The sequence below is a fragment of the Paenibacillus anaericanus genome, assembly GCF_003994475.1.
Classification (GTDB): Bacteria; Bacillota; Bacilli; order Paenibacillales; family Paenibacillaceae; genus Fontibacillus; species Fontibacillus anaericanus.
In genome coordinates, this window is record NZ_RZNY01000023.1 from 32,054 (window position 1) to 54,021 (window position 21,968).

General features: G+C 42.0%; 21 protein-coding genes and 1 pseudogene. 20 read left to right on the forward strand and 2 right to left on the reverse strand.

What is annotated here, in order from left to right:
* Positions 1–27: 27 nt before the first annotated feature.
* Positions 28–1,101, forward strand: a complete 1,074-nt coding sequence (gene rlmN, locus EJP82_RS21415; RefSeq protein WP_127194108.1) for a dual-specificity RNA methyltransferase RlmN — start codon at positions 28–30, stop codon at positions 1,099–1,101.
* Positions 1,102–1,164: 63 nt separating this feature from the next.
* Here rlmN and EJP82_RS21420 read toward each other — a convergent pair whose 3' ends face one another.
* Positions 1,165–2,118, reverse strand: coding sequence for a TRM11 family SAM-dependent methyltransferase (locus EJP82_RS21420; protein ID WP_170220266.1), 954 nt, complete (start codon positions 2,116–2,118; stop codon positions 1,165–1,167).
* A gap of 180 nt (positions 2,119–2,298) precedes the next feature.
* Between EJP82_RS21420 and EJP82_RS21425 the strand changes: the two genes are divergently transcribed.
* From EJP82_RS21425 to EJP82_RS21445, 5 genes are all read left to right on the forward strand, one after another.
* Entirely contained in the window at positions 2,299–2,520 is a 222-nt protein-coding gene (locus tag EJP82_RS21425) for a heavy-metal-associated domain-containing protein (protein ID WP_127194110.1), read from the forward strand.
* 16 nt (positions 2,521–2,536) lie between these two features.
* Positions 2,537–4,441 (forward strand): heavy metal translocating P-type ATPase, encoded by a 1,905-nt coding sequence (locus EJP82_RS21430; RefSeq protein WP_425464362.1) that lies wholly within the window; start codon positions 2,537–2,539, stop codon positions 4,439–4,441.
* Between the two features lie 3 nt (positions 4,442–4,444).
* Entirely contained in the window at positions 4,445–5,167 is a 723-nt protein-coding gene (locus EJP82_RS21435) for a Crp/Fnr family transcriptional regulator (RefSeq protein WP_246054373.1), read from the forward strand.
* Between the two features lie 106 nt (positions 5,168–5,273).
* Complete coding sequence (locus tag EJP82_RS21440; RefSeq protein WP_127194112.1) at positions 5,274–5,597, forward strand: FlxA-like family protein; 324 nt, start codon at positions 5,274–5,276, stop codon at positions 5,595–5,597.
* 200 nt (positions 5,598–5,797) lie between these two features.
* Complete coding sequence (locus EJP82_RS21445) at positions 5,798–7,438, forward strand: alkaline phosphatase (RefSeq protein WP_127194113.1); 1,641 nt, start codon at positions 5,798–5,800, stop codon at positions 7,436–7,438.
* Positions 7,439–7,505: 67 nt separating this feature from the next.
* Here the strand turns inward: EJP82_RS21445 and EJP82_RS21450 are convergent, their stop codons facing one another.
* Complete coding sequence (locus EJP82_RS21450) at positions 7,506–9,116, reverse strand: oleate hydratase (RefSeq protein ID WP_127194146.1); 1,611 nt, start codon at positions 9,114–9,116, stop codon at positions 7,506–7,508.
* A 375-nt stretch (positions 9,117–9,491) separates the two neighbouring features.
* Here EJP82_RS21450 and EJP82_RS21455 point away from each other — a divergent pair, with 375 nt between their 5' ends.
* The 14 genes and pseudogenes from EJP82_RS21455 to EJP82_RS21520 all read left to right on the forward strand — a co-directional run bounded on the left by EJP82_RS21455 (position 9,492) and on the right by EJP82_RS21520 (position 21,947).
* Positions 9,492–10,937, forward strand: a complete 1,446-nt coding sequence (locus EJP82_RS21455; RefSeq protein WP_127194114.1) for a DEAD/DEAH box helicase — start codon at positions 9,492–9,494, stop codon at positions 10,935–10,937.
* Between the two features lie 308 nt (positions 10,938–11,245).
* Entirely contained in the window at positions 11,246–12,838 is a 1,593-nt protein-coding gene (locus EJP82_RS21460) for a hypothetical protein (RefSeq protein WP_127194115.1), read from the forward strand.
* Complete coding sequence (locus EJP82_RS21465) at positions 12,825–13,094, forward strand: acyl carrier protein (protein WP_170220267.1); 270 nt, start codon at positions 12,825–12,827, stop codon at positions 13,092–13,094. The genes EJP82_RS21460 and EJP82_RS21465 overlap by 14 nt, the downstream gene beginning before the upstream one ends.
* Before the next feature lie 19 nt (positions 13,095–13,113).
* Complete coding sequence (locus tag EJP82_RS21470) at positions 13,114–14,067, forward strand: ABC transporter ATP-binding protein (protein ID WP_127194117.1); 954 nt, start codon at positions 13,114–13,116, stop codon at positions 14,065–14,067.
* A gap of 32 nt (positions 14,068–14,099) precedes the next feature.
* Positions 14,100–15,251: an ABC transporter permease gene (locus EJP82_RS21475; protein ID WP_127194118.1), complete on the forward strand. Its 1,152-nt coding sequence runs from the start codon at positions 14,100–14,102 to the stop codon at positions 15,249–15,251.
* On the forward strand, positions 15,238–16,362 hold the full coding sequence (locus EJP82_RS21480; RefSeq protein WP_127194119.1) for an ABC transporter permease: 1,125 nt from the start codon (positions 15,238–15,240) through the stop codon (positions 16,360–16,362). Before EJP82_RS21475 ends, EJP82_RS21480 begins: the two co-directional genes overlap by 14 nt.
* A complete protein-coding gene (locus tag EJP82_RS21485) occupies positions 16,355–17,539 on the forward strand; it encodes a beta-ketoacyl-[acyl-carrier-protein] synthase family protein (RefSeq protein ID WP_127194120.1) in 1,185 nt (394 codons plus the stop codon). Before EJP82_RS21480 ends, EJP82_RS21485 begins: the two co-directional genes overlap by 8 nt.
* 1 nt (position 17,540) lies before the next feature.
* Complete coding sequence (locus EJP82_RS21490; RefSeq protein WP_127194121.1) at positions 17,541–18,557, forward strand: beta-ketoacyl-[acyl-carrier-protein] synthase family protein; 1,017 nt, start codon at positions 17,541–17,543, stop codon at positions 18,555–18,557.
* Positions 18,557–19,300 (forward strand): 3-oxoacyl-[acyl-carrier-protein] reductase, encoded by a 744-nt coding sequence (gene fabG, locus EJP82_RS21495; RefSeq protein WP_127194122.1) that lies wholly within the window; start codon positions 18,557–18,559, stop codon positions 19,298–19,300. The genes EJP82_RS21490 and fabG overlap by 1 nt, the downstream gene beginning before the upstream one ends.
* Positions 19,301–19,867, forward strand: coding sequence for a 4'-phosphopantetheinyl transferase superfamily protein (locus tag EJP82_RS21500; RefSeq protein ID WP_127194123.1), 567 nt, complete (start codon positions 19,301–19,303; stop codon positions 19,865–19,867). It abuts the gene before it with no gap.
* Positions 19,851–20,285, forward strand: a complete 435-nt coding sequence (fabZ, locus tag EJP82_RS21505; protein ID WP_127194124.1) for a 3-hydroxyacyl-ACP dehydratase FabZ — start codon at positions 19,851–19,853, stop codon at positions 20,283–20,285. The genes EJP82_RS21500 and fabZ overlap by 17 nt, the downstream gene beginning before the upstream one ends.
* 89 nt (positions 20,286–20,374) lie before the next feature.
* Positions 20,375–20,536 (forward strand): annotated as a pseudogene (locus EJP82_RS21510) (formylglycine-generating enzyme family protein); the annotation flags it as partial.
* A 124-nt stretch (positions 20,537–20,660) separates the two neighbouring features.
* Entirely contained in the window at positions 20,661–20,885 is a 225-nt protein-coding gene (locus tag EJP82_RS21515) for a phage holin (RefSeq protein ID WP_127194125.1), read from the forward strand.
* Positions 20,886–21,104: 219 nt separating this feature from the next.
* On the forward strand, positions 21,105–21,947 hold the full coding sequence (locus EJP82_RS21520; protein ID WP_127194126.1) for an aldo/keto reductase: 843 nt from the start codon (positions 21,105–21,107) through the stop codon (positions 21,945–21,947).
* Positions 21,948–21,968: the final 21 nt, after the last annotated feature.

The window sequence follows — 21,968 nt, forward strand, 5'->3', positions numbered from 1 at the left end:
TTTAATGTTTGAAAAGAGGATAAGCGAATGAGCAAAACATCCATTTATGGATTAACATTTGAGCAACTGACAGCATGGCTGTTGGAACATGGACATAGAAAATTTCGGGCATCACAAGTCTGGGATTGGCTATACAAGAAACGGGTAATACAATTCTCTGACATGATAGATGTCAATAAAGAGTGTACCGAACTATTGGAACAGCACTTTGTTATCCAAACGCTAGAAGAACATGTGAAGCAAGAATCAACAGACGGTACGATTAAGTTTCTGTTCCGGTTAAAGGACGGAAATTTGATTGAGACGGTATTAATGAGACAGAAGTTTGGGCTATCTGTTTGTGTAACAACGCAGGTAGGTTGTAATATCGGCTGTAGTTTTTGTGCGAGTGGCTTGTTAAAGAAAAGCCGTGATCTATCTAGTGGTGAAATTGTGGAGCAAATCATGAAAGTCCAACATCATCTGGATGCTGCCAAACAAGACGAACTTGTGACTCATGTTGTGGTGATGGGGATTGGCGAGCCGTTTGATAATTTTGCAAACATGATCGATTTCATAGATGTAATTAAGGATCGTAAGGGATTAGCCATTGCTGGCAGACGTATTACCGTATCGACCAGTGGACTTGCTGATAAAATTAAGGAGTTTGCTGATGCGAATACGCAGGTAAACTTAGCGATTTCATTACATGCGCCAAATGATGAGCTTCGAACACGAATCATGAAGATAAACCGTGCCAATCCAATTGAAAAATTGATGGATGCGGTGGATTACTATCTGACCAAAACGAATCGAAGAATTATGTTCGAGTATATTTTGCTAAGAGATGTAAATGACCGTGTAGAGCATGCGCTGGAGCTTGCGGAGCTAATTCGTGATAAACAACAGCTTGCCAGTGTAAACTTGATTCCATATAACCCGGTTGATGAGCATAGTCAGTATCAACGAAGCGAGCACGAATCAATCCTGCTATTCTATGATGCATTGAAGAAGCAGGGAGTTAATTGTACCGTTCGCTTAGAACATGGGACAGATATTGATGCCGCTTGTGGACAATTGCGAAGCAAACAAATCAAAGAAACCCCAGAAGTAGTACTTTAAATGACGAAAAGAGGTTAAACCCGCATTCCGGGTTTAACCTCTTTTTTTGCATCCATAATAGAGTCATAAACAAACTAAAATGTGCCTAGTGAAATTCCCCTTCTTGGCAACACCGCGATCTGTGATGGTGAATCCAGCGGTTGCAATCATCTCGTCGATCGGTTCAATTGTGATAATGACCGCTTTTGTCGCGATGCGGCGCGTATGCTGGAGGATAGAAAGTTGCTCCTCGGGAGTGGTTGTCGAGAACAAGTTATAAGGCATATCGATAATGGCTACGTCGTAGTGCTCAGAGATTGTTGATATGGCCCCCAAGGTGACTTCACATTGAAACCCAAAATGAGCAATATTCTCACGCGCCCCACGAGCGATAAAGGGATTGATATCTCCCCCAACGATGTCGATGCCCATCGAGAGTGCCTCTACAAGCACAGTTCCGATTCCGCAGCAAGGATCAATGGCTTTGATACCTACCGGATTAGGAACAGCAATATTGACCGCAGCCCTTGCTACCCGTGTGTTAAGAGCAATGGAGTAACTGCGTGGTTTCTTCATGTGATGAAGCCAAGTTGCTTTATTTTTCACGTAATGGCCAAAGAACCAGCGCCCACCAAGGGTTACGAGACCAAACTCATGATCCGGGTGATGGACATCTGCTTCTCCGGTAATATGCATGCCCATTTCTCGCTCAATCGCGCGGCGATCGGTGTACTCTACTTTTTCAGTGGGGTCCAGATCATTTGTTTTCACAAAAATAACCTTGAAAGTGGCATCATTCATCTGAATCTCTTGCACTTGTTCTAGTATATCGGGCAGGGTGTCACCCTCGTAGAGCACTTCGATTCTTTCTTTAAGAAACGGGCTGCGACTAGGATCTATAGAGATTTCACTTTGAAGGATGCTGGCGGGTGGCTCCATACCAAACAGCGAGCGCAACTCTAGTTGACATAAAGACTGCTCATCCACACGACAGGCATAGGTATATATAAAATGAGATAGCGAGTTACGATTATTCAATTCAGGTTCATCCTTTTTCGAGTCAAATTTAGTAGTATCTTCAACCTTATCTGTAAAGAGCTAAAAAAGCAAAGCCATAAATTTGCTAAATTGATCTAGATCAAGGAATCAAAAGGTGTGCGAAGGTAGACTAGAGATAGAAACAGAGTGACTACTCAAACTATTTCGGAGGCGATCTATATGACGACTGTTAAATTTCAACTGGAAACTCTCTCTTGCCCATCCTGTGTAAAGAAGATTGAGAGTGCTCTTCATAAGCAAGAGGGTGTGAAGGAAACGAATGTGTTGTTCAACTCTAGCAAGGTAAAGGTAGATTTTGACGGAACGAAAGTGACCGTTGAGCAGTTGGAGTCAACAATTACTAAGCTGGGTTACCCTGTTTTATCTAAAAAAGTTTCATAACGATCTGTTGAAGGGAATGAGGAGGATGACAGGGAAAACGAAATTAAGCATTACAGCGATCACGGGATCGCTCCTTGCTGTAGCCTTTATCTTGTACCTGGTTGGATTACAACAGCCCAATAAGATCGTACTTGTGATCTCGACCGTAATCGCTGGTTATCCAATACTAATCAAGGCGATTCAAGCCTTGCGGATGAAGGCTTTTAGCATTGAACTCCTCGTGTCGATCGCCATTGTTGGGGCTCTATATATCGGAGAATATGTGGAATCAGCTATCGTGTCGTTCTTGTTCTTATTTGGCGCCTATCTCGAAGCACGAACGCTGGAACAAACAAGATCCTCATTGAGAAAATTAATAGATATGGCGCCATTAGAGGCAACTGTTCTAAGAGATGGAGAAAGACGGACACTCCCAGTTGATGATGTGCTAGTCGGTGACCTTGTCGTTATTCAATCCGGTGAGAAAGTGGCGGTTGATGGAAAAGTTGTATCAGGCCAAGCCTTCATCAATGAAGCTGCCATTACGGGCGAGTCTGTACCTGCGAATAAGAGGACGGATGACACTGTATATAGCGGTACAATACTTGATCACGGTTATATTGAGATCATTGCTGAGAAAATTGGAGATGACACGACGTTTGCCAAAATAATTGAACTCGTTGAAGAAGCACAGGAGTCAAAGACGAAAACAGAAAAGTTCTTAGAGAAGTTTGCAAACCTGTATACACCTGCTATCATCGTCCTATCTGTGATCGTCTATCTATTTACTTGGAACATTGAATTCACATTAACGTTTCTCGTCATTGCCTGCCCTGGGGCGCTTGTCATTTCTGCACCGGTCTCCATTGTTGCAGGAATCGGGAATGGAGCAAAGAATGGTGTGCTAATTAAGGGCGGAGAAATTATGGAGAAGCTTGCGAAGGTCAACACCGTCGTCTTTGATAAAACCGGAACCTTGACGAAAGGTCGTCCGGAAGTAACGAATGTAAAATCCTTTACTATGGAGGAGAATGACTTGCTAAGAGTTGTAGCCGAGGCAGAAATGGTCTCGGAGCATCATCTCGGTCAAACTATTGTTAAAGAGGCAAAGGCTAGAAGTTTATCTCTCCGCAACAAACCGGACAATGCAGAGATCATCAAGGGAAATGGCATTCGGGTACACATAGCAGGACAGCAACTCACAGTTGGGAATCGCAAACTCATGATGGAGAGCGGGATCCTGATCTCCCCAGAGATAGACATCTATGCTATAGAACGTGAGAAACTAGGAAACACAGCCATTTTTGCTGCAATAGAGGGGCGAGTGGAGGGCATCATTTCGATCGCTGACCAAATTAGACCTGAGGCAGCGGAGGCAATCACCAAATTAAGAGCAGCAGGAATCAAGCAATTCTACATGCTGACAGGTGATAATCGGTATACGGCTGAACTAGTCGCGTCCAAGCTGGGTATCGATCATGTCTTTGCTGAGATGCTTCCAGAAGACAAGGTGTCGAAGATTCAGGAATTACAAGATGCGGGAAAACATGTTGCTATGGCTGGAGATGGGATTAATGATGCACCTGCCATAGCAACAGCTGACATCGGTCTGGCCATGGGTGGATCAGGCAGCGATGTCGCCATGGATACCGCTGATGTTGTATTAATGGCGGACAAACTGGATCAGTTCGCACACGCCTATTCTCTTGCACAGACCACAGTCAGAAATATGAAGCAAAATACGTTCTTTGCCGTCGGTACGGTTGTGCTTTTGCTATTAGGAGTTATATTACAAAAGGTGTTTCTCGCCTCGGGCATGTTCATCCATGAATTGAGTGTGCTTATCGTGATTCTCAACGCTGTTAGGCTTGTGAGGTATACTAGTGAACAGAGACATCGCAATAAGTCTACTGCATCACTACCAGTGCGAGAGGTCGTGTAGAAATTGAATTCTAATTCATGTGGACATCATGATCCTGATCCAAATCCAAATGACAAAGAGATGCAGAAGCTCTGCATCTCTTTGGTGCCGATATTTAATCATTTACAACCTGAGGAAATGAGAGAAATCGCTACAACAACAAAGTCAGCAAGGTATGAACGTAATGAACAGATTTATGGTGCAGGAGAGCATTCGGCTCATTTATTTATCGTGCATCGTGGCAGGGTTAAGATATACCGGCTTTCGGAATCCGGCAAAGAGCAAGTCATTCGCATTTTGGAGCCTGGAGATTTCATGGGAGAATTAGCTTTATTCTCAGAAACGATTCATGACTGCTATGCTGTAGCGATGGAGAAAACTGAATTATGTACGATACAGCGTAGTGATCTACAGGCCCTATTAATGAAATATCCAGCGATTTCTTATAAAATCATTGAAGAGTTTAGCCGTCGCCTCGAGCAAACGGAGAAACAAATGAGTAGCCTGACTTCAGAAGATACGGAAGGGCGGATAGCGACTTATTTGATAGAACTAGCTAAAGCAAGTAGCGAAGATAACCTTAGAATCACCTTGCCCATGACGAAGAAGGATCTGGCCTCTTATCTTGGAACAACTCCGGAGACCCTCAGTCGGAGACTAGCTGATTTTGAGGGGCGGGGACTGATCGAGCAGAACGGACAGCGAGGAATCACAGTTTTGAATATCGAAGCGTTGGAAGAAATTTAGGCTATCCTTCGACATTTTCAGCAAATGTTCAGCTCGTATTAAGGCTACTCCAAGACCGATAAACTATACTTGGTAGAGTACATATTCCCTTAAGGAGGAGTCAAGATTGACGATTTCATCCGTATCAGGCAGTAGCAGTTACGCTAGTTCATCAGCAAGCGATACAGCTAGTTTGGAGAAGCAATTAGCCAAATATATTGCGGAGTTAAAGGAACTGGCTGCAAGTAAGGAGGACGCAAAGACGAAGCAAGTGAAGATGCAGCAATTACAGCTACAGATCCAGCAAATTCAGACTCAAATCGCTCAGAAGCAAAGTAATGCATCAAGTTCAAGTGCACAACAAGATAATAATAGTAAGAAGGATGTTAATGCTGCAAAGCTCGGTGTTAACGTGGCGGAAACCGAAGGAAGCATTGATATTTCAATTTAGCCCCAAGACTCTTACCCTCTAAATGGGTGAGAGTCTTTTTATTTGCGGATAACATACTGGAATATGAAGGTAAGATATGTAGAAAAAGTATGGATAAGTAGCAGAATACGTATAACTGTTCAAACAAACCTAAGCTACACTGAATGAGTGATTGGTTATTTAGATAACCTACACTAATTTGGAGTACAGGGGGGAAGAATATGAAAAAGAAGTTGATTTGCAGTATCTCTAGTCTTCTACTTTTAGGTAGCGTCTTTGCAGGGGGAAGTGCTTCATACGCTAGTGGTACGGTTACCGCCGGAGCTGGGGATAATGAGGTGAAAAGTGTTATTTTATTTGTAACAGACGGAACGAGTTTAAACGCAATTAACCTGGCCAGATGGTATCAGGGTGGGAAGCCGCTGTTTATTGACAAGTACTTTACTGGATTATCCAGAACCTATGCTACGGATTCATTAACTACGGATTCTGCTGCGGGTGCTACAGCTTTAGCTACGGGGCATAAAATCAAAAGCGAAACTGTTTCAATTCTTCCTGATACAATCACCATGCCTTTCATAGAAGCAACAAATAAGGGTGAGGAAAACAAACCCCTTCCAACGATTCTTGAAGCGGCCAAATTAGCCGGAAAAGGAACAGGATTAGTATTTACATCCGAGCTTACCGACGCTACGCCAGCTGTGTTTGCGAGTCATGCGGCAAGCCGTGACTTTGCAGAATCTATCTCTGAACAAATGGTATACAACGGAGTTGATGTATTGCTTGGTGGTGGCTCAGACTACCTAGTGCCTGGGAAAGAAGAAGCGAATCGAACAGATGGCGAAGATCTGACGAAGGTCCTAAAGTCAAACGGATATGAATATGTGACTAACAAAAAAGATTTATTAAACACGAAAACGAATAAAGTATGGGGTCTTTTTCAACCGGAAGCTTTAGATGCTGACTTTGATCTAAATCCTAATGAACAGCCAAGTTTGGCTGAAATGACAAAGGTAGCCATTGATAAGCTATCCACCAATGAAAAGGGATTTTTCATGATGGTAGAAGCCAGCCAGATTGACTGGTTCGGCCATGACAATGACCCTGTGGGTATAATAAGCGAAGTTCTAGCATTTGATAAAGCGTTCCAGACGGCAGTTGAATTTGCAGAGAAGGATGGTCATACGGCTGTTATTTCTACTTCAGATCACGCTACAGGTGGTTTGAATATGACGAATTATGACTCTATGGACGATTTAAGAGCCACTTTAAAGGGCATAAAACATACCAGCTACGGCATTGAGGGTACAATTAACGAATCTAATATGGTAAAAGTGCTGAAAGAAGAGTATGGACTTACAGATTTAACGAAGGAAGAAGTAGCTGCAGTCAAAAAAACATTAAAGAATGAAGAAAATTTATCAGTCGTCATTGGACATATGATCGGGGAGAGAATAGGGGTATCCTTCTCGACGGAGGATCATACGGCAGATGAGGTTGGTATATTTGCGTATCACCCTAAGAACTTTAAACCTACAGACTTTATGCAAAGCGGAATTATTATGAACTCGGATATCGGAAAATACATTCAATATGTTCTGGGCATTGACTATTCAGCTTTAGAGAAAACTTTATTTGTATCTGGCGAATCCTTTGTCAAAAAAGGTGCAACGGTTACGATTGATAAATCGAATAAATTAAATCCGGTCATTGTTGTGAAGAAAGGCAGTCAATTGTTAAAATTGCCGATCGATAAGAACATCGCGATCATGGATGGGAAGACGGTGCAACTTAATACGCTTAACCTGTTCATTGCAAGCAGAACGTGGGTATCACAAGAAGCGATTGATTTAATCAAATAATAACGCTATTTTAAAAACGCTGAGGCTGCCGGGAACTTTCGGGCAACCTCAGCGTTTTTCTCATCTCTTAACGATAGGTGGTATTGAAAGCCTTGAATAACGTCCGTACGTCGTATTGATGAGGCGTTACAGGACAAATCTTCTTATCTAGACCCAGCAAGGTATAGATGGCGATTCTTGCAGCACGAACGGAGTATTCCTCTGTGAACACCATATCCTCAGGGATCTCAACAAACTGACTGATCATCGCAAGGTTAGTAGAGCCAGCAGGGACAACCGCTGGGCGGTCCGTCATTTTACGTGGCTGGAACTGAGCATCAATATAAGGCATCATGCAAGGAATGACATTGATAACATCACTTAGAATTTCATCAAGTTGATCTTCGAAATGCAGATGGTGTAGCAATTCAATGAGCATCTCCTCACCTGTGCAATCACGCATAGGTTTTTTTACATAGTCGCCGACTTTATCTGTATACAGTCCATAACCCCAGAAGATAGTCTGATCAGCAGGTTGATCCTTGAAGTGAGGCTGTGCTGCCACCACAATGGACATCAGCCAGCTAGAATCTTTAAAGGTCATAAGGGCGCCGCTACCAGGCACATTACGTGAATATTTCTCGATCATCTTAAGTAGTTTGTTGCCCTGCATCGTGACGGTAAATGATTCCCAGTTGGTTTCCTCAGGACGACCAAAGAAAGGTGCAGGATTGCCAAGGCCTTCTTTTTTGGCAGCTATTTTTGCCCAAAGCTCACCTGACATAGGTTTGTCAGCAATCAATGGAGCAGCTGTATGCAAATCTCCTAGCGTAGCATTGTCCGTCATGCAGCCGTTGGTAACGATACAAAGGTCACCTTCATGCAACTGAATCAAGTTATCCGTTATACCATCCTGTGTATAGTGGATAGCAGTAACGGTAATACCTTCATTTTCATCAAAGTCGAGGTCAGTAACTACACATTTTAGACCGAAGTCTACATCGAACTTATCTAGATAAGCCTTCAATGGTAGGATTACAGATTCATATTGGTTATAACGAGTCCGAGTCACACCTTCAAGCGTTTGGATACGTGAGAACTCGAACATCATACGATTCATATAACGTCTAAATTCGAACAAGCTAGACCATTTTTGGAAGGCAAAAGTAGTTTGCCACATATACCAGAAGTTAGTTTCAAAGAAGTGTGGTGTGTGCGCAAACCAATCGCAGATACGCAGATTGTCGAGTTTCTCTTCAGGTGCGATCATCAATTTGCCAATGGCCAAACGATCGGCGGTGTTGAAGCCCATAGACATTACATCTAGAACCTCGCCATCCTTATTTATTAATCTCGCATTTGCATGAGTGGGGTGCTCATGGTCAAAGGCGAGAATTTCATCTGTTACTGATATATCAGGTTGCTCAATAGAAGGAATAGAATTAAACAGTTCCCAGAAGTTCTCATAGGTTTCTTCGTTTAGCATGCGCCCGCCGCGACATACAAAACCTTGGACTGGACTACCTGCTCCATCGTTGCTTCCACCTAGGATATTCATTCCTTCTAGCACGTGAATATTTTTACCCGAGAATCCGCAATCTCTAACCAGATATGCTGCACCAGCGAGTGATGCAAGACCGCCTCCTACAAAATAAACCTGTCTGTTGTCCTTGTTTTGTTCCATCATATTAGCCTCCATGTTTTTAGAAATTTTTAAAAACGATGATGCTGTTTGCGTACCTTTACAATAGGACAACAGGGAGATGATCTCTATAGACAGTGATGGCAGAGTGTTTAGTTTTTAGACAAAAGTGAAGAAGTGTTTAAAAACAAGCATTGCTCGGTTTCCGAGATCATTGTGGAGGGCGGATAGTGATTTGAAATGTTACATATAATGAGTACATCTTGTGGATCATATCGCTTTGATGTCTTGGATCAGCAGACAATAAGCGATGGATGTGATACTCTTTGTTCATACGACTCTCTTGTAGAGCTACAATATGTACTTAAATAACGAACCAAAAATTGAAAGCATGAGTAGATTATAAATCTGCGCAGCAGAAGAGGTAAAAGGATGAGTATTCAAGATTTTAAGGACTATAAACTAAGTGAGGAAATCGTCTCAGCACTGCAAAGTTTGGGGTATCATGAGCCAACAGAAGTGCAACGTGAAGTCATACCGCTCGCGCTAACGAAGCAGGATCTTGTAGTGAAATCGCAAACAGGGAGTGGCAAGACAGCCTCCTTTGGTATTCCTATTTGTGATCTAGTAGATTGGCAGGAGAATAAGCCACAGGCTCTAATCCTCACGCCTACCCGCGAATTAGCGGTGCAAGTGAAAGAGGACATTACGAATATTGGACGATTCAAACGGATTAAAGCGACAGCACTGTACGGTAAGGTTCCCTATGCGAAGCAAACTGCTGAATTGAAGCAGAAGAGTCACGTAGTAGTTGGAACTCCGGGGCGTGTTCTGGATCATATAGAACGAGGAACATTTTCATTAGAAAAATTAGAATACCTTGTCATTGATGAAGCTGATGAAATGCTTAACATGGGATTTATTCAGCAAGTAGAAGCGATTATACAGAAGCTGCCGGTCGAAAGAACGACGATGTTATTTTCGGCAACACTTCCTCAAGATGTAGAAAAGCTTTGTCATAAATATATGAACGATCCCCGTCATATTGAGATTCAGGCTACAGGACTCACGACGGATACCATAGAGCATACTTTATACGAAGTGAAAGATAAGGATAAATTTGCGCTACTTAAAGATATTACTATCGTTGAAAATCCGGATAGCTGCATTATCTTCTGCCGGACTCAAGAACATGTGAATCAGGTAAGTGAGCAATTAACCAACGCTGATTATACTTGTTCGAAAATCCATGGTGGGATGCTGCAAGAGGAACGTTTTGAAGTCATGAACGATTTCAGAAGAGGTCAGTTCCGTTACCTCGTTGCTACTGACGTAGCTGCAAGAGGAATCGATATTGATAATATCACGCATGTCATCAACTATGATCTACCGCTCGAGAAGGAAAGTTATGTACATCGGACGGGAAGAACAGGACGAGCGGGTAAGAAAGGGAAGGCGATTAGCTTCGTCACTCCATTTGAAGATAAATTCCTGAGTGAAATTGAAGGATATATCGGATTCAGTATCCCGAGAATGAGCCCACCTTCCAAAGAGGAAGTGGCAAGTAAGAAGACCTCCTTTGAAGGAAAAATGGGGATTCAGCCTACGAGAAAACCGGATAAGAATGAGCAATTAAATAAAGAGATTATGAAGCTGTATTTCAATGGGGGCAAGAAGAAGAAGCTTAGAGCTGTCGACTTCGTAGGTACGATTGCCAAAATTGAGGGGATCACAGCAGAGGACATTGGGATTATTACGATTCAGGATAATGTTTCTTACGTGGAAATATTGAATGGCAAGGGTCCACTTGTCTTAAAAGTAATGAAGGATACAACGATTAAGGGAAAATTGCTGAAAGTTCACAAGGCTTTGAAGTAAAGTCTAGAGTGGGCCGAATCAAAGGAAACCTCGAGAGCCGAGACCAAGAGTAACATCTTGATTTCGGCTCTTTGTGCGCTGATATTTAACCAAACTAGTAAACAGCTCTTGTCATTAGATATGGACAAGGGCTGACTAGTTCTATAAAACCATACATTAATACGTCCATAATCCATATTACCTATATTATTTAATATATTCTATAATATGCTAAATTAGGGATTGATAATAAGATTACTAGATGGTAAATTTAATTCAAACGATTGCACAATTTGTAATATTTACCTTAAGGGGGTGTTTTTCACAGAATGATTAAGGAACTCAAACCGAATTATGGGGATGAATACTCTTGGCATGAAGTAAATTGTTTCTTTCGGGCATGGTCCATCGTATTGCAGTCATATCATGCGTCATATTTCGACAACTTTCTTCAGGCGATGTTTTTAAATTGGACTTTTTTTCCGGAAAGTATTGCCGAAACAGAACATGATGACTTTATGCTCGAGAGTAATGCAAACGTTCTCTCCCCACTTTTTAATGTGCAGGCTGAAAAGGTGTTTTACAAGAATCAGTACCAGTTCCATGAGCTGATCCGTACAAGTTTGAACCAAAAGCACCGACTGATCATACCTGGAGATGTATTTAATATTTACTATAATGCAGCTTATAGAACCAAACACGGTGAGCATTATTTTATCCTCAAGGGTTGTGATCAGCAAACAGGGCGTTATTACATTCTAGATAATTTGCATGTCAAGAATGGCTCCAGCACATTATACGAGGATTTCTTAATTCCTTGGGATGTCTTATATGATTCTAGTCAATTATTCTTCGAAAACTTTCAACCAACATCAGAACCCTACTTTTGGTCAACCTCAGAATTATCACCACATCACACCAACAACTCCAGACTAGTCTTTCAGGCTAACCTCTACATTCTGAATAAATATATTAACCAGTACAAGGATCATCAATTTGAGTCGATGCTAAGTAATCAAGATAGTAAAGCGGAGCAAATCCAGAAATTTTTCATGAAATTCAACCATAAGAATACATACTTTAAAATTTTAAAATCGGTATTCAAGACACTCGAAATTGACACCACAACATTTGACGAACTTATAGCTTCGTTTAATGAGCTGAAATCAAAGATTCCGATAATTTTGGCAGGGTCTGGTTCATCCAGTGAGTTGTTCGCACAGTATACGTTATTGGAGCGAAATATATTGCTGCATATGCACGGTCTGATCACGGAGTATTTGAATACTGCTCAAAGTCAGGAGAACACAGTTCAGCAGATTTCACTTGAGGAGGCGGTCATGCTTAATGCCAGCGGGGTTAATTTGCAGATGGAGAAGGAGCAAATTACAATCCATCACAGCGCTACGCTTAAGACAGATACCTGGATAGCCGAGAATGATGCCTTCCAAATTTTATGGAGAGATGATAAGAGCAACGTAGGTTACGAAAGTGGAGACATCGACTTAATTGAAGTGGAAATTGAGAATCGAAGTGATCCTGGATTACCTTTCCAGTCCGGTATTATCATCGTTTACGATCATGAGACGCTATTGTTTGGAGGCATACAGAATATTGGAATATCCTTATTTGTTCCTCAGAGACAAGCGGATTATTGCGTAAAGGAAATGAAAAATTTAGTGCCTTCTCTCAAATTGAAGATACGCAAAGATCGAGAGAAAGGTCTACTTCTCTATTACAAGAATCCCCGGGATATAGAGTATCGGTTATTTTATGAGAATGGTTTTTCGCCGGATTTTACCGAGATTGGTATCTTCTCTAGAACGTGGGAGCCAATTGATCACACAACCGTTTTTACAAACTTAACTGTTTATAACCATAACCTAATTATGAAAGGGAGAGATGAACATGTACGAATTTGAGTACAAGCTGCGCGAATTAATAATTAATGAGTTGGAATTGGAGGATGTTAACCATCTGGGATTAGATGATCCATTATTCGAGACCGATGAAGCAGACAACTATGCGCTAGATTCAGTAGACGCTGTGGAGCTGGCAGTCCTAGTCAAACGGAATTATAATATTGAACTTTCGGAGGAGGACTCTGGTGCCTTCGCAAGCATCAGATTGTTAGCGGCAAAAGTAATGGAAAAGCAAACTATTAACGTCAATTCATGAGTGTGAGGAGATATAAGTAATGGATATGTTAAGTGTTAAAGATGTCCAATTTTCTTATGATAAATCCAAAAAAGTGCTAAAGGACATCAATTTCTCAGTGAGAGAAAACGACGTGATGGGATTTATGGGATTGAACGGTGCAGGCAAGTCCACACTGATTCAATTGATTATGGGTCTGCTTAAGTTGTCAGACGGAAGTATAGAAATTGGAGATCTCGATATCAAGAAGCATTCCAAAGAGGTTAAGAAGATGCTTGGTTATGTACCGCAAGATATTGCGATTATTGAGAATCTAACGGCTTATCAGAATGTGAAGTTTTTTGGTTCTATCTATGGATTGAAAGGCAAAGAGTTGGCCGAGCACGTAGACAGAGCGCTAGCATTCGTACAGCTAACGGATAGAGCAAAGGAGAGACCCTCCAAGTTCTCTGGTGGTATGAAGCGAAGATTGAATATTGCTTGCGGAATTGTGCATAATCCTCAATTGATTATTCTGGACGAGCCAACGGTTGGAGTTGATCCCCAATCTCGTAATTACATCCTTGAATCGATCAATGAACTGAAGCAGCAAGGGAAGACAATTATTTATGTCTCGCACTATATGGAGGAGATCGAGTCCATTTGCAATCAAGTAGTCATTATTAATGATGGCAAAGTGCTATATTCCGGCGGTATGGATGAGATTAAACATGAGGCTGGTAGTGAGATGATTAATGTTATCTTTCATCGTCCTTTAGAAGAAGCAGACAAACGACAATTGATGTATGAATTTAAGGAAAATGCCGCATTTCCTTCGGAAACAGAGTTGGAAATCAAGGTTCATGGTGAAGCTGGTGAATCTGTGAAGAATCTCATTTCGCTGAAAGAGAACTTTAACGATCAGATCAAGAAAATCCAATTGTCCGACGTTTCTTTGGAAAGTGTGTTCTTGGAACTTACCGGAACTCATCCCAGTGTGCAGCAAAGTGGTTAATAGCTGAAAATACCTTGATTAGGAGTTATATCATGAGAAGCTTCAGAATTCTGATATTTAATTTTTTCCACAAGATGTTTATGGAGAAAGCAGTATTGGTTAACCTGATCGTACTTCCTATTCTACTGATTGGTATCTTGGGATCTTCTCTGTCGTCCATTTATAACCCCAAACCTGTTAAAGATATTCCAATTGGAGTGGTCTACGGAGCAGGAAGCGAATATTACAAGCAAAGTCTGATCGGTTTTTTTGAGGATAAAGAGGTCAAGGAACTGCTACGAACTAAGGAAGTTGCGGATTTATCGACTGCCCGTGAGCAGTTAGGAGCAGGCGTATTTAAAGCGCTTATGATCGTACCCGACAATATAGATCTGCAAATGGCCAATGGAGAAAAAGTGGAAATCACGGTACTTTACAATCAGAAGGATACGGTCGAGCATAGCGTAATTTCGGTTACCTTGTCCACGCTGACGGATGCCACGAATTCGCTTCGGCTTGCTTACGAGATCATGCCGGAGAAGGAAGACGGCCATCAATACGTGTTCGAACAATTGATTGCGGATTCCGACATAGCTGGACAACCCAAAACTACTGCAATGAATTATTACGGAGTAACGATGACGGTTCTTGTTCTGTTCTATGGACTCTCTTTTGCGATTAATAATATTCAAAATGACTTTAAGGGAAATCTAGGAGTTAAGCTAAGAATATCACCGATTTCTCCGCTTGTTGTTGTCATTAGCCTGTTTACTTCGGGGGTACTGGTATCTTTTATTCAAGCCTCGATTGTTATTCTGTTCTCAAAATTGGTGTTCGACGTGTACTATGGGCAACATCTCTACGTCATCTTTTTCATCACTCTATTAGGTTCTATGTTCTTTAATGCTATCGGATTGATATTAGGCGTGTATATTAACAATCGAAAGCTTTTGAACATGATTACTAGCGTTGGTATACCTCTTATGATCTTTGTAGCAGGGGGTTATTATCGCATTGATTTTGGATATTTTAGCTTTGTATCCCCAGTTACATATATTCAGAAGCTGTACTTCACTTATATCTACCAAAATGAAATTTTAATGCCATATATCTCTTCCATTCTACTCTTAATTAGCCTAGGCATACTGATATCACTGATCATGCTGAGCAAATATAAAGGAGTACAAGCTTATGAAGATATTTAACTTCTACTTATTTCGCATCAGCCGCAACTGGCTTATGTTCTTACTTATTATCCTATTACCAATAGCTCATATCTATACGACCTATCTGCAATACCAGACTAATTTTCAATATCGTATAGGGGTTGTCGATCAGTCTGACGATCAACTTTCAAGGTTGCTGATTGAACAGTTGTCTAAAAGCAATGTAGCTATCGTGAAGCAGGATACAGTCAAGGAATTGGAGGATAAGTTGATCAGCAATGAAGTGCAATATGCACTCGTGATAGATCAAGGGTTGGAGCAGGATGTTTTGGACAATAAGAGTTTTGCCAAAATCCGTGGATTCTCGTTGACCGATGATAACAACTCTATTCCACTGAAGCTGAAGCTGAATAGCTTCCTGTCCTCTACCAAGACGATAGCGGGCATAGAGTTCAAGGATATCAGTGAGTTCTCCGCTGCGTTGAGCAGGCTAGAGCAGACGACATTTAACATCTCCGAGAAATATGAAGGAGACAAGATAAAGGATAACTATATTGGGCTAATTAATGTGTTAGCCTTTGATATTTTCTTCTTGTTAATCTCGATGTCCCTTGTCTTTCTCAAAGATAAGGAACGGGGAATATACGAGCGAATTCTAGTCAGTCCAACAACATCTATTTCTTATTATTTACAATCTACCTTTTTGTTTGTCGTATATGGCATGATTCAGTTTTTTATTGCCCATGGTTTTATTAATCAATTGCTCGGAACGAAGGTCATCTTACCGCATTTTCTCCAGATTAGTGCTGGAACCATTCTCTATGTAGCGTGTTTAGCACTTATTGGACAAATGATTGTTGCGCTCTCTAAAAATATGAAGGTTGGAGTAAGTCTTCTACCCATCTTTGTTCTCCCTTTGGGGATGTTAAGCGGACAACTTTGGCCTCGGGAGATCATGCCGACATTTTTGCAGCAGGTGTCTTCCGTCTTCCCAACTAGCTGGATTGTTATGTTTAACAAATCCGAAGTGTTGTATGGACTCACGTCTTCTGAACTTCTGAAATTCGGGGGATACTTCACATCATTCCTATGTATCGGTGTCATTTTAATATATTTAGTCGTCAAGAAGGATGGGATAAAAAGTGTCTAATTCGAAACTGAACGGTCAGCGCAGAGCGGTTGTTACAGGTATTGGCGTTCAATGTGCCTTTGCAGATAATTACGAGCAGTTTAGAAGTGAGCTACGTGGATCGACGGGAAATAAGTCTCATTCGCGAGTCATTACGTTAGAGAACTTGGAAAGAACAACCCAGCAAGACTATCAGAAGATCAAAACCAAAAGCCTAATTGATTTTAACGAATATGGCTTGGATTCGCTGAAAGAGGCAATGAAAAATGCAATCCTATCCGTGAATGATTTGGAAGAGATCAAACATAAGGTTGGGTTGGTATATTCAACTTCAACGGAAGACACGAACACTTTTCTTTATAGAACATATTCAGAAGAGGAGTCATCATTTGGTACAAAGTTCTCTGAATATGTCCAGGATGCTATTCCAATCAATGGGAAGATTACGGTATGCGATTCCTCTTGCTCGGCTGGTGGGATCGCAGCAGGTAAGGCCCTTGATCTGATTCGATATAGCGATCATAAGATTGTTTTGCTGGGTGGGATCGAGACGATTACCGTCATGCAACATTCCGGGTTCAGCATTCTGGGGGCTCTTGGGACAAAAGGTTCACAGCCATTCTCCAACCTTCGGGATGGAGTTGGTCTGGGTAACGCCTCTGTTTTTCTTATCGTAGAGGAATACGAATATGCTTTGAACCGGGAGGCTCCAATCCTGGGTGAGATCGTTGGGTATGGAATAAGTAATGATGCCTACCATATCACAGCACCGCATCCTGAGGGGATTGGGGCTAAACTTGCTATGCAGCGAGCAATCGAGGAAGCGGGTATTACGGCTGAGGATATTACATATATCAATGCTCATGGTACTGGAACCCCAACTAATGATGCTATGGAAGTGTTAGCGATTAGCGAGGTATTCGGCCATCCTGTTCATGTATCCTCTATTAAATCATTGACGGGCCATACGTTGTCGGCTGCTGGAATTGTCGAATTAGCTGCCACTGTCGCTGCTATGCATGAGCAGTATGCCATTCCAAACTATAAATTACATCAACCGATGGAGCATATGGAGAACATTGTGTTTCCTGAGGAAGCGATTCCCCTTCATTATCATTATGCACTCAGTAATTCTTTTGCATTTGGTGGCAATTGTGTCAGTGTCGTTGTGAAGAAAATAACTCAAGAGGTGTCATAAGATGAACATCTGTATTACAGGTAACGTATTGTGTTCGGCGTATGGAGATCGTTTCGAGGACTATGAGTTCTCGGCAGAACCTGAATTGTTGCGAATAGATCGGGACTTTAAGGTATTACCTAAAGTCAGAAGAACGGATCGACTGTCCCGCATTTGTTTATATACCGTGATGGGGTTGCTGGATAAGAACACATCGTTAAAGGATTATTTGCAGCGTACAGGAATAGTGATGTCATCTAAGTATGGGCCTTATAAAGTATGCAAGGAATATATCGAGACGGTTAAGGCGGAAGGCTACGATATGGGAAGTCCAACGTTGTTCTCCGCAACGGTGGCGAATGCGGGAGTAGGCTACATATGCAGAGCGTTGGGACTTCATGGGCCGATGACAACAGAAAGAGGAGCGGATGGTATTGTTTCAGCCATCCAATGTATTCAATCTGGCAAAGCCGAGGTTGCTTATTCTCTGGCTGTAGATGAAATTACGGAAGTTCTTACCGCTTTAACGGGGCAAGAACACAATGAACGCTTCTCAGAAATAAGCAATTTACTCGCTATTGAATCCGAAGAACATGCGGTGAATCGAAATGCGCCTATCCTAGGGTATATTTATGGAGTTCAGACATTTGCTGTGAAGAAGAACGGTGATCGTTTGTTTAAGGAACAGGACTTTACAGCATGTCTAAAGCTCGCATTAGAGGAGTGGAAGGAAGAATTTAATATGATGGATGGAGATATCGCTGCGGTTATATTATCTTCCCGTCAAGGAAGCGACCAATGGCAACTTGAGCGAGATTTCTTCCAATCGTATCTGAAAGAACCGTTCCAAACGCTGTCGCCTAAGGACTTTTTCGGGGAGTCTTTCTCCTCCGCATTTCAGAATGCTATGCAATTCGCCCTCTTGTCTAGAGAAGTGATATCAGATGGATATCTGATCGTTATCGATGCTGACTTTGAGGAATCCAAAGTATCACTCGCATTACTAAAGGGTAATCCGGCAAGGGAGGCGGATGTTTGATGATAGGGGGCAAAATTGCACTAGTTACAGGTGGTAGTCGTGGTATCGGAAGTGCTGTTGTGGAGAAATTGGCAGCTGAAGGGGCTACTGTTATCTTTACTTATCATTCTAATCGAGATAAAGCAGAGCAATTAACTGAACGGTTAAGAGCGCAGGAACGAGACGTGCATTGTCTGAAGTTAGACATTACAAGCCGTGAAGAAGTCCTTGCTGCATTAGAAATAATATACAGCCAATACGGAATACCCGATATTCTAGTAAATAATGCAGGTGTTAACCGCGATAAACTATTCGTTCAGATGAGTGAGGATGATTGGTTCGAAGTCATGAATACTAATCTGAACGGGGTATTCCACATTACGAAGTCTGTATCCTACAAGATGCTACTGAATAGCAAAGAGGGTTCCATTATTAATATGTCTTCTGTATCAGGTATGATCGGAAGTGTAGGGCAAGCGAATTATTGCGCAGCAAAGGCTGGGTTGTTGGGCTTCACACGATCCGTCTCTAAAGAACTCGGTAGATATAATATCCGTGTTAATGCGATTTCCCCAGGTTATATCGAAACAGATATGATCGGAGAAATCCCGGAGAAGCATAAGAAGGAAATGATGGGACGTATCCCGCTTAAGCGTATTGGTTCCCGTGAGGAAGTGGCAAATGTCGTCTTGTTCTTGGCCTCTTCCATGTCTAGTTATGTGACGGGAACGACGATCGTAGTTGACGGAGGATTAACTAGCTAGATGAAGGTGGAGGAAGCAGCGCCTATTATGTTTGTTGATAAGCTACCTAAAGGAATGGAAATGTTGTTATATTCCTTTTCCTTCACGTGCGGTAGTAAGGGAAAGGGAATTAAGAAATCCCGACTTAGGCAAAGTGTCCGGGGCATTCTACAACAAGATATCCCGGATGAGTTCCTCCATTCAAGATCCTATTGCGGAAATGATGTTCTTCAGGTCATAAGTTATGACTATGCGGTGGGCTGTGATTATGAGAATATGGATAGATTTAAGGGTACCAGTTCTTTTTTTACGAATGATGCTGAATTAAATTATATTCGTAACCAGCGGCCGGAACATGATGAACATATGCTCTTGAGCGTGATATGGGGGATGAAGGAATCGCTAACCAAGCTGCTTCGGATACCTCTGCAAGTATTTCTACAATCCAAGACACTCCGGGTTGAAACCGGAAGAATGTCCATGACAGGCTTAGGGTGTCCGGTATTTGTATACACAGAAATACACGGCTCTAATCAGATTGTTATAACTTACTGCGAAAGGGAGCTATTCCATGTATGGCATTTCTAAGATAAAGGAAGCATTACCGCAGCGTTATCCATTTTTACTTGTCGATCGGGTTATCCAGCATGAATATAACAAATCGGTTACGACGATTAAGAACATCACCTTCAACGAATTTTGGAGTGTCGGACATTTCGATTATAAGCCGATCTATCCGGGGGTACTTATGATCGAGACGATGGCACAAACCGGGGGATTAATTTTTCATAATTTCGATGACAACAAGAACAATTTAGAAGGTAAGGATGGACTTTTGGTTGGTGTAAACAAAACGAAGTTTCTGAAACGTGTGGAACCTGGCGATAGGATCATTACTGTAGGCCAAAAAGTAATTAACTTAGGGGATATGGCTAAAGTATATTGCGAGATGTTTGTAGACGACTGTAAAGTCGCACAGGGAGAACTTTCATACTTAGTCAATTGAAGGTGAAAAGATGTTTATCAGCAGATAGAAGCAATGTATATGTATGGTTGCCGAGATCAAGAGTATCATCTTGATTTCGGCAACGGATCAACCCTCAAGGACCACATACTGGGACTAATAAAGCTATGAGAGGTGGTTCTTATCTATGCCACCAATCTTACTGCAACCGTTATAGAGTCGCAGCCCGCAGCTCCAATACACCCGACAGCTCCACGGGTAATATAGGCTTTCGATGTGTAGCGGATGTATAGTGAAAGCTATGAAACTAAAAAAGTAGTTACAAATAATGAATTTGCGTACATTTTAAAAGGCGATCTGCTGCAATTTTTAGACAACCTCTGAATATATATAGTAGAAAAAGAGGGAGGCAGGTCCATGTTCCAGAAACAACGGTTTAAAAACTACGCACTATGGGTTAGTATAGCTTCTCAAGTTATTTTGTTGGTTCAACTTATTGGGCATTTAACGGGAGCCTTTGATGTGACTGACGTGATGAAACAGGAAGTTCTGGCGATTGTGGATGTGGGGCTTGGGTTGCTATCTACACTCGGAATTATCTCGAATCCAACCAAGCCGAAGAGTGGCGGGTATAACTTATAAAGAGTCGCCTCGCAAATTTAATTCTCGTATAATCAGATGCCATCCTTATAGGATGGTATCTTTTGTGCGCTTGGCAGCGCGATTTTTAATCCCCGATATTTTGCTTATCAAATTATAAATCTGTAAAATATGAACCGGGTGCAAGCACATTTGCGTCTTCACATAAATAAAGTGCTTACCGCTGCCGGTAAAGCCCGAAATTAAAGGAGAAGAGTTGCGATGACTGAGAATATCCCGTTAATTGAATTGAACGATGGAATGAAGGTTCCTGCGGTCGGGTTTGGAACGTACCGTTTAAAGGGTGCCGATGGAGTTTCCAGCATCAAGACAGCGATCGAAGTCGGTTACCGCTTGCTGGACAGCGCCTTTAATTATGAGAATGAAGGGACGATTGGTGAAGCGGTCCGGCAAAGCGCTGTGCCGCGGGACCAACTACTCATTACGTCCAAACTGCCGGGGCGCCATCACGCTTATGACAAAGCATTGGCGACGATTCAGGAATCCTTGTATAGAGGCGGCTTAGACTATTATGATTTCTATCTCATTCATTGGCCGAATCCGAATGTGAATTTATACATTGAGGCCTGGCAGGCAATGATAGAGGCCAGGAAGCAAGGGCTGATCCGTTCCATAGGCGTGTGCAATTTTTTGCCGGAGCATATTGAACGGTTGATTCAGGAAACTGGTGTAGCGCCGAGCATGAATCAAATTGAGCTGCATCCGCTGTTTAACCAGGAGAAGCAGCGTGAGTGGCATAAGGAGCATGGAATCGTTACCGAATCATGGAGTCCACTCGGACGGGCCAGCAACATTCTGGAGAATGACAAGATTGTAGAGATCGCCAAAGCTCACAATAAGTCGGCTACACAGGTTATTTTACGATGGCATGTCCAGCTTGGGGCAGTTCCTATTCCCAAAGCCGGATCTGTTCAGCATCAGCGCGATAATCTGAATGTGTTTGATTTTGAGCTGGATGAGGTTCAAATGAAGGCCATTTCCGGACTAACCTCCCTCTCCGGACGTATCGCGGATCAGGACCCGGCTACGTATGAGGAATTCTAAAACAATATGATCTATTCACCC

Coding starts and splice junctions, on each gene's coding strand:
- rlmN (WP_127194108.1), top strand. CDS start 28: ATGAGCAAAACATCCATTTATGGATTAACATTTGAGCAACTGACAGCA.
- EJP82_RS21425 (WP_127194110.1), top strand. CDS start 2,299: ATGACGACTGTTAAATTTCAACTGGAAACTCTCTCTTGCCCATCCTGT.
- EJP82_RS21430 (WP_425464362.1), top strand. CDS start 2,537: ATGAGGAGGATGACAGGGAAAACGAAATTAAGCATTACAGCGATCACG.
- EJP82_RS21445 (WP_127194113.1), top strand. CDS start 5,798: ATGAAAAAGAAGTTGATTTGCAGTATCTCTAGTCTTCTACTTTTAGGT.
- EJP82_RS21450 (WP_127194146.1), bottom strand. CDS start 9,116: ATGGAGGCTAATATGATGGAACAAAACAAGGACAACAGACAGGTTTAT.
- EJP82_RS21455 (WP_127194114.1), top strand. CDS start 9,492: ATGAGTATTCAAGATTTTAAGGACTATAAACTAAGTGAGGAAATCGTC.
- EJP82_RS21460 (WP_127194115.1), top strand. CDS start 11,246: ATGATTAAGGAACTCAAACCGAATTATGGGGATGAATACTCTTGGCAT.
- EJP82_RS21465 (WP_170220267.1), top strand. CDS start 12,825: ATGTACGAATTTGAGTACAAGCTGCGCGAATTAATAATTAATGAGTTG.
- EJP82_RS21470 (WP_127194117.1), top strand. CDS start 13,114: ATGGATATGTTAAGTGTTAAAGATGTCCAATTTTCTTATGATAAATCC.
- EJP82_RS21475 (WP_127194118.1), top strand. CDS start 14,100: ATGAGAAGCTTCAGAATTCTGATATTTAATTTTTTCCACAAGATGTTT.
- EJP82_RS21480 (WP_127194119.1), top strand. CDS start 15,238: ATGAAGATATTTAACTTCTACTTATTTCGCATCAGCCGCAACTGGCTT.
- EJP82_RS21490 (WP_127194121.1), top strand. CDS start 17,541: ATGAACATCTGTATTACAGGTAACGTATTGTGTTCGGCGTATGGAGAT.
- fabG (WP_127194122.1), top strand. CDS start 18,557: ATGATAGGGGGCAAAATTGCACTAGTTACAGGTGGTAGTCGTGGTATC.
- EJP82_RS21500 (WP_127194123.1), top strand. CDS start 19,301: ATGAAGGTGGAGGAAGCAGCGCCTATTATGTTTGTTGATAAGCTACCT.
- fabZ (WP_127194124.1), top strand. CDS start 19,851: ATGTATGGCATTTCTAAGATAAAGGAAGCATTACCGCAGCGTTATCCA.
- EJP82_RS21515 (WP_127194125.1), top strand. CDS start 20,661: ATGTTCCAGAAACAACGGTTTAAAAACTACGCACTATGGGTTAGTATA.
- EJP82_RS21520 (WP_127194126.1), top strand. CDS start 21,105: ATGACTGAGAATATCCCGTTAATTGAATTGAACGATGGAATGAAGGTT.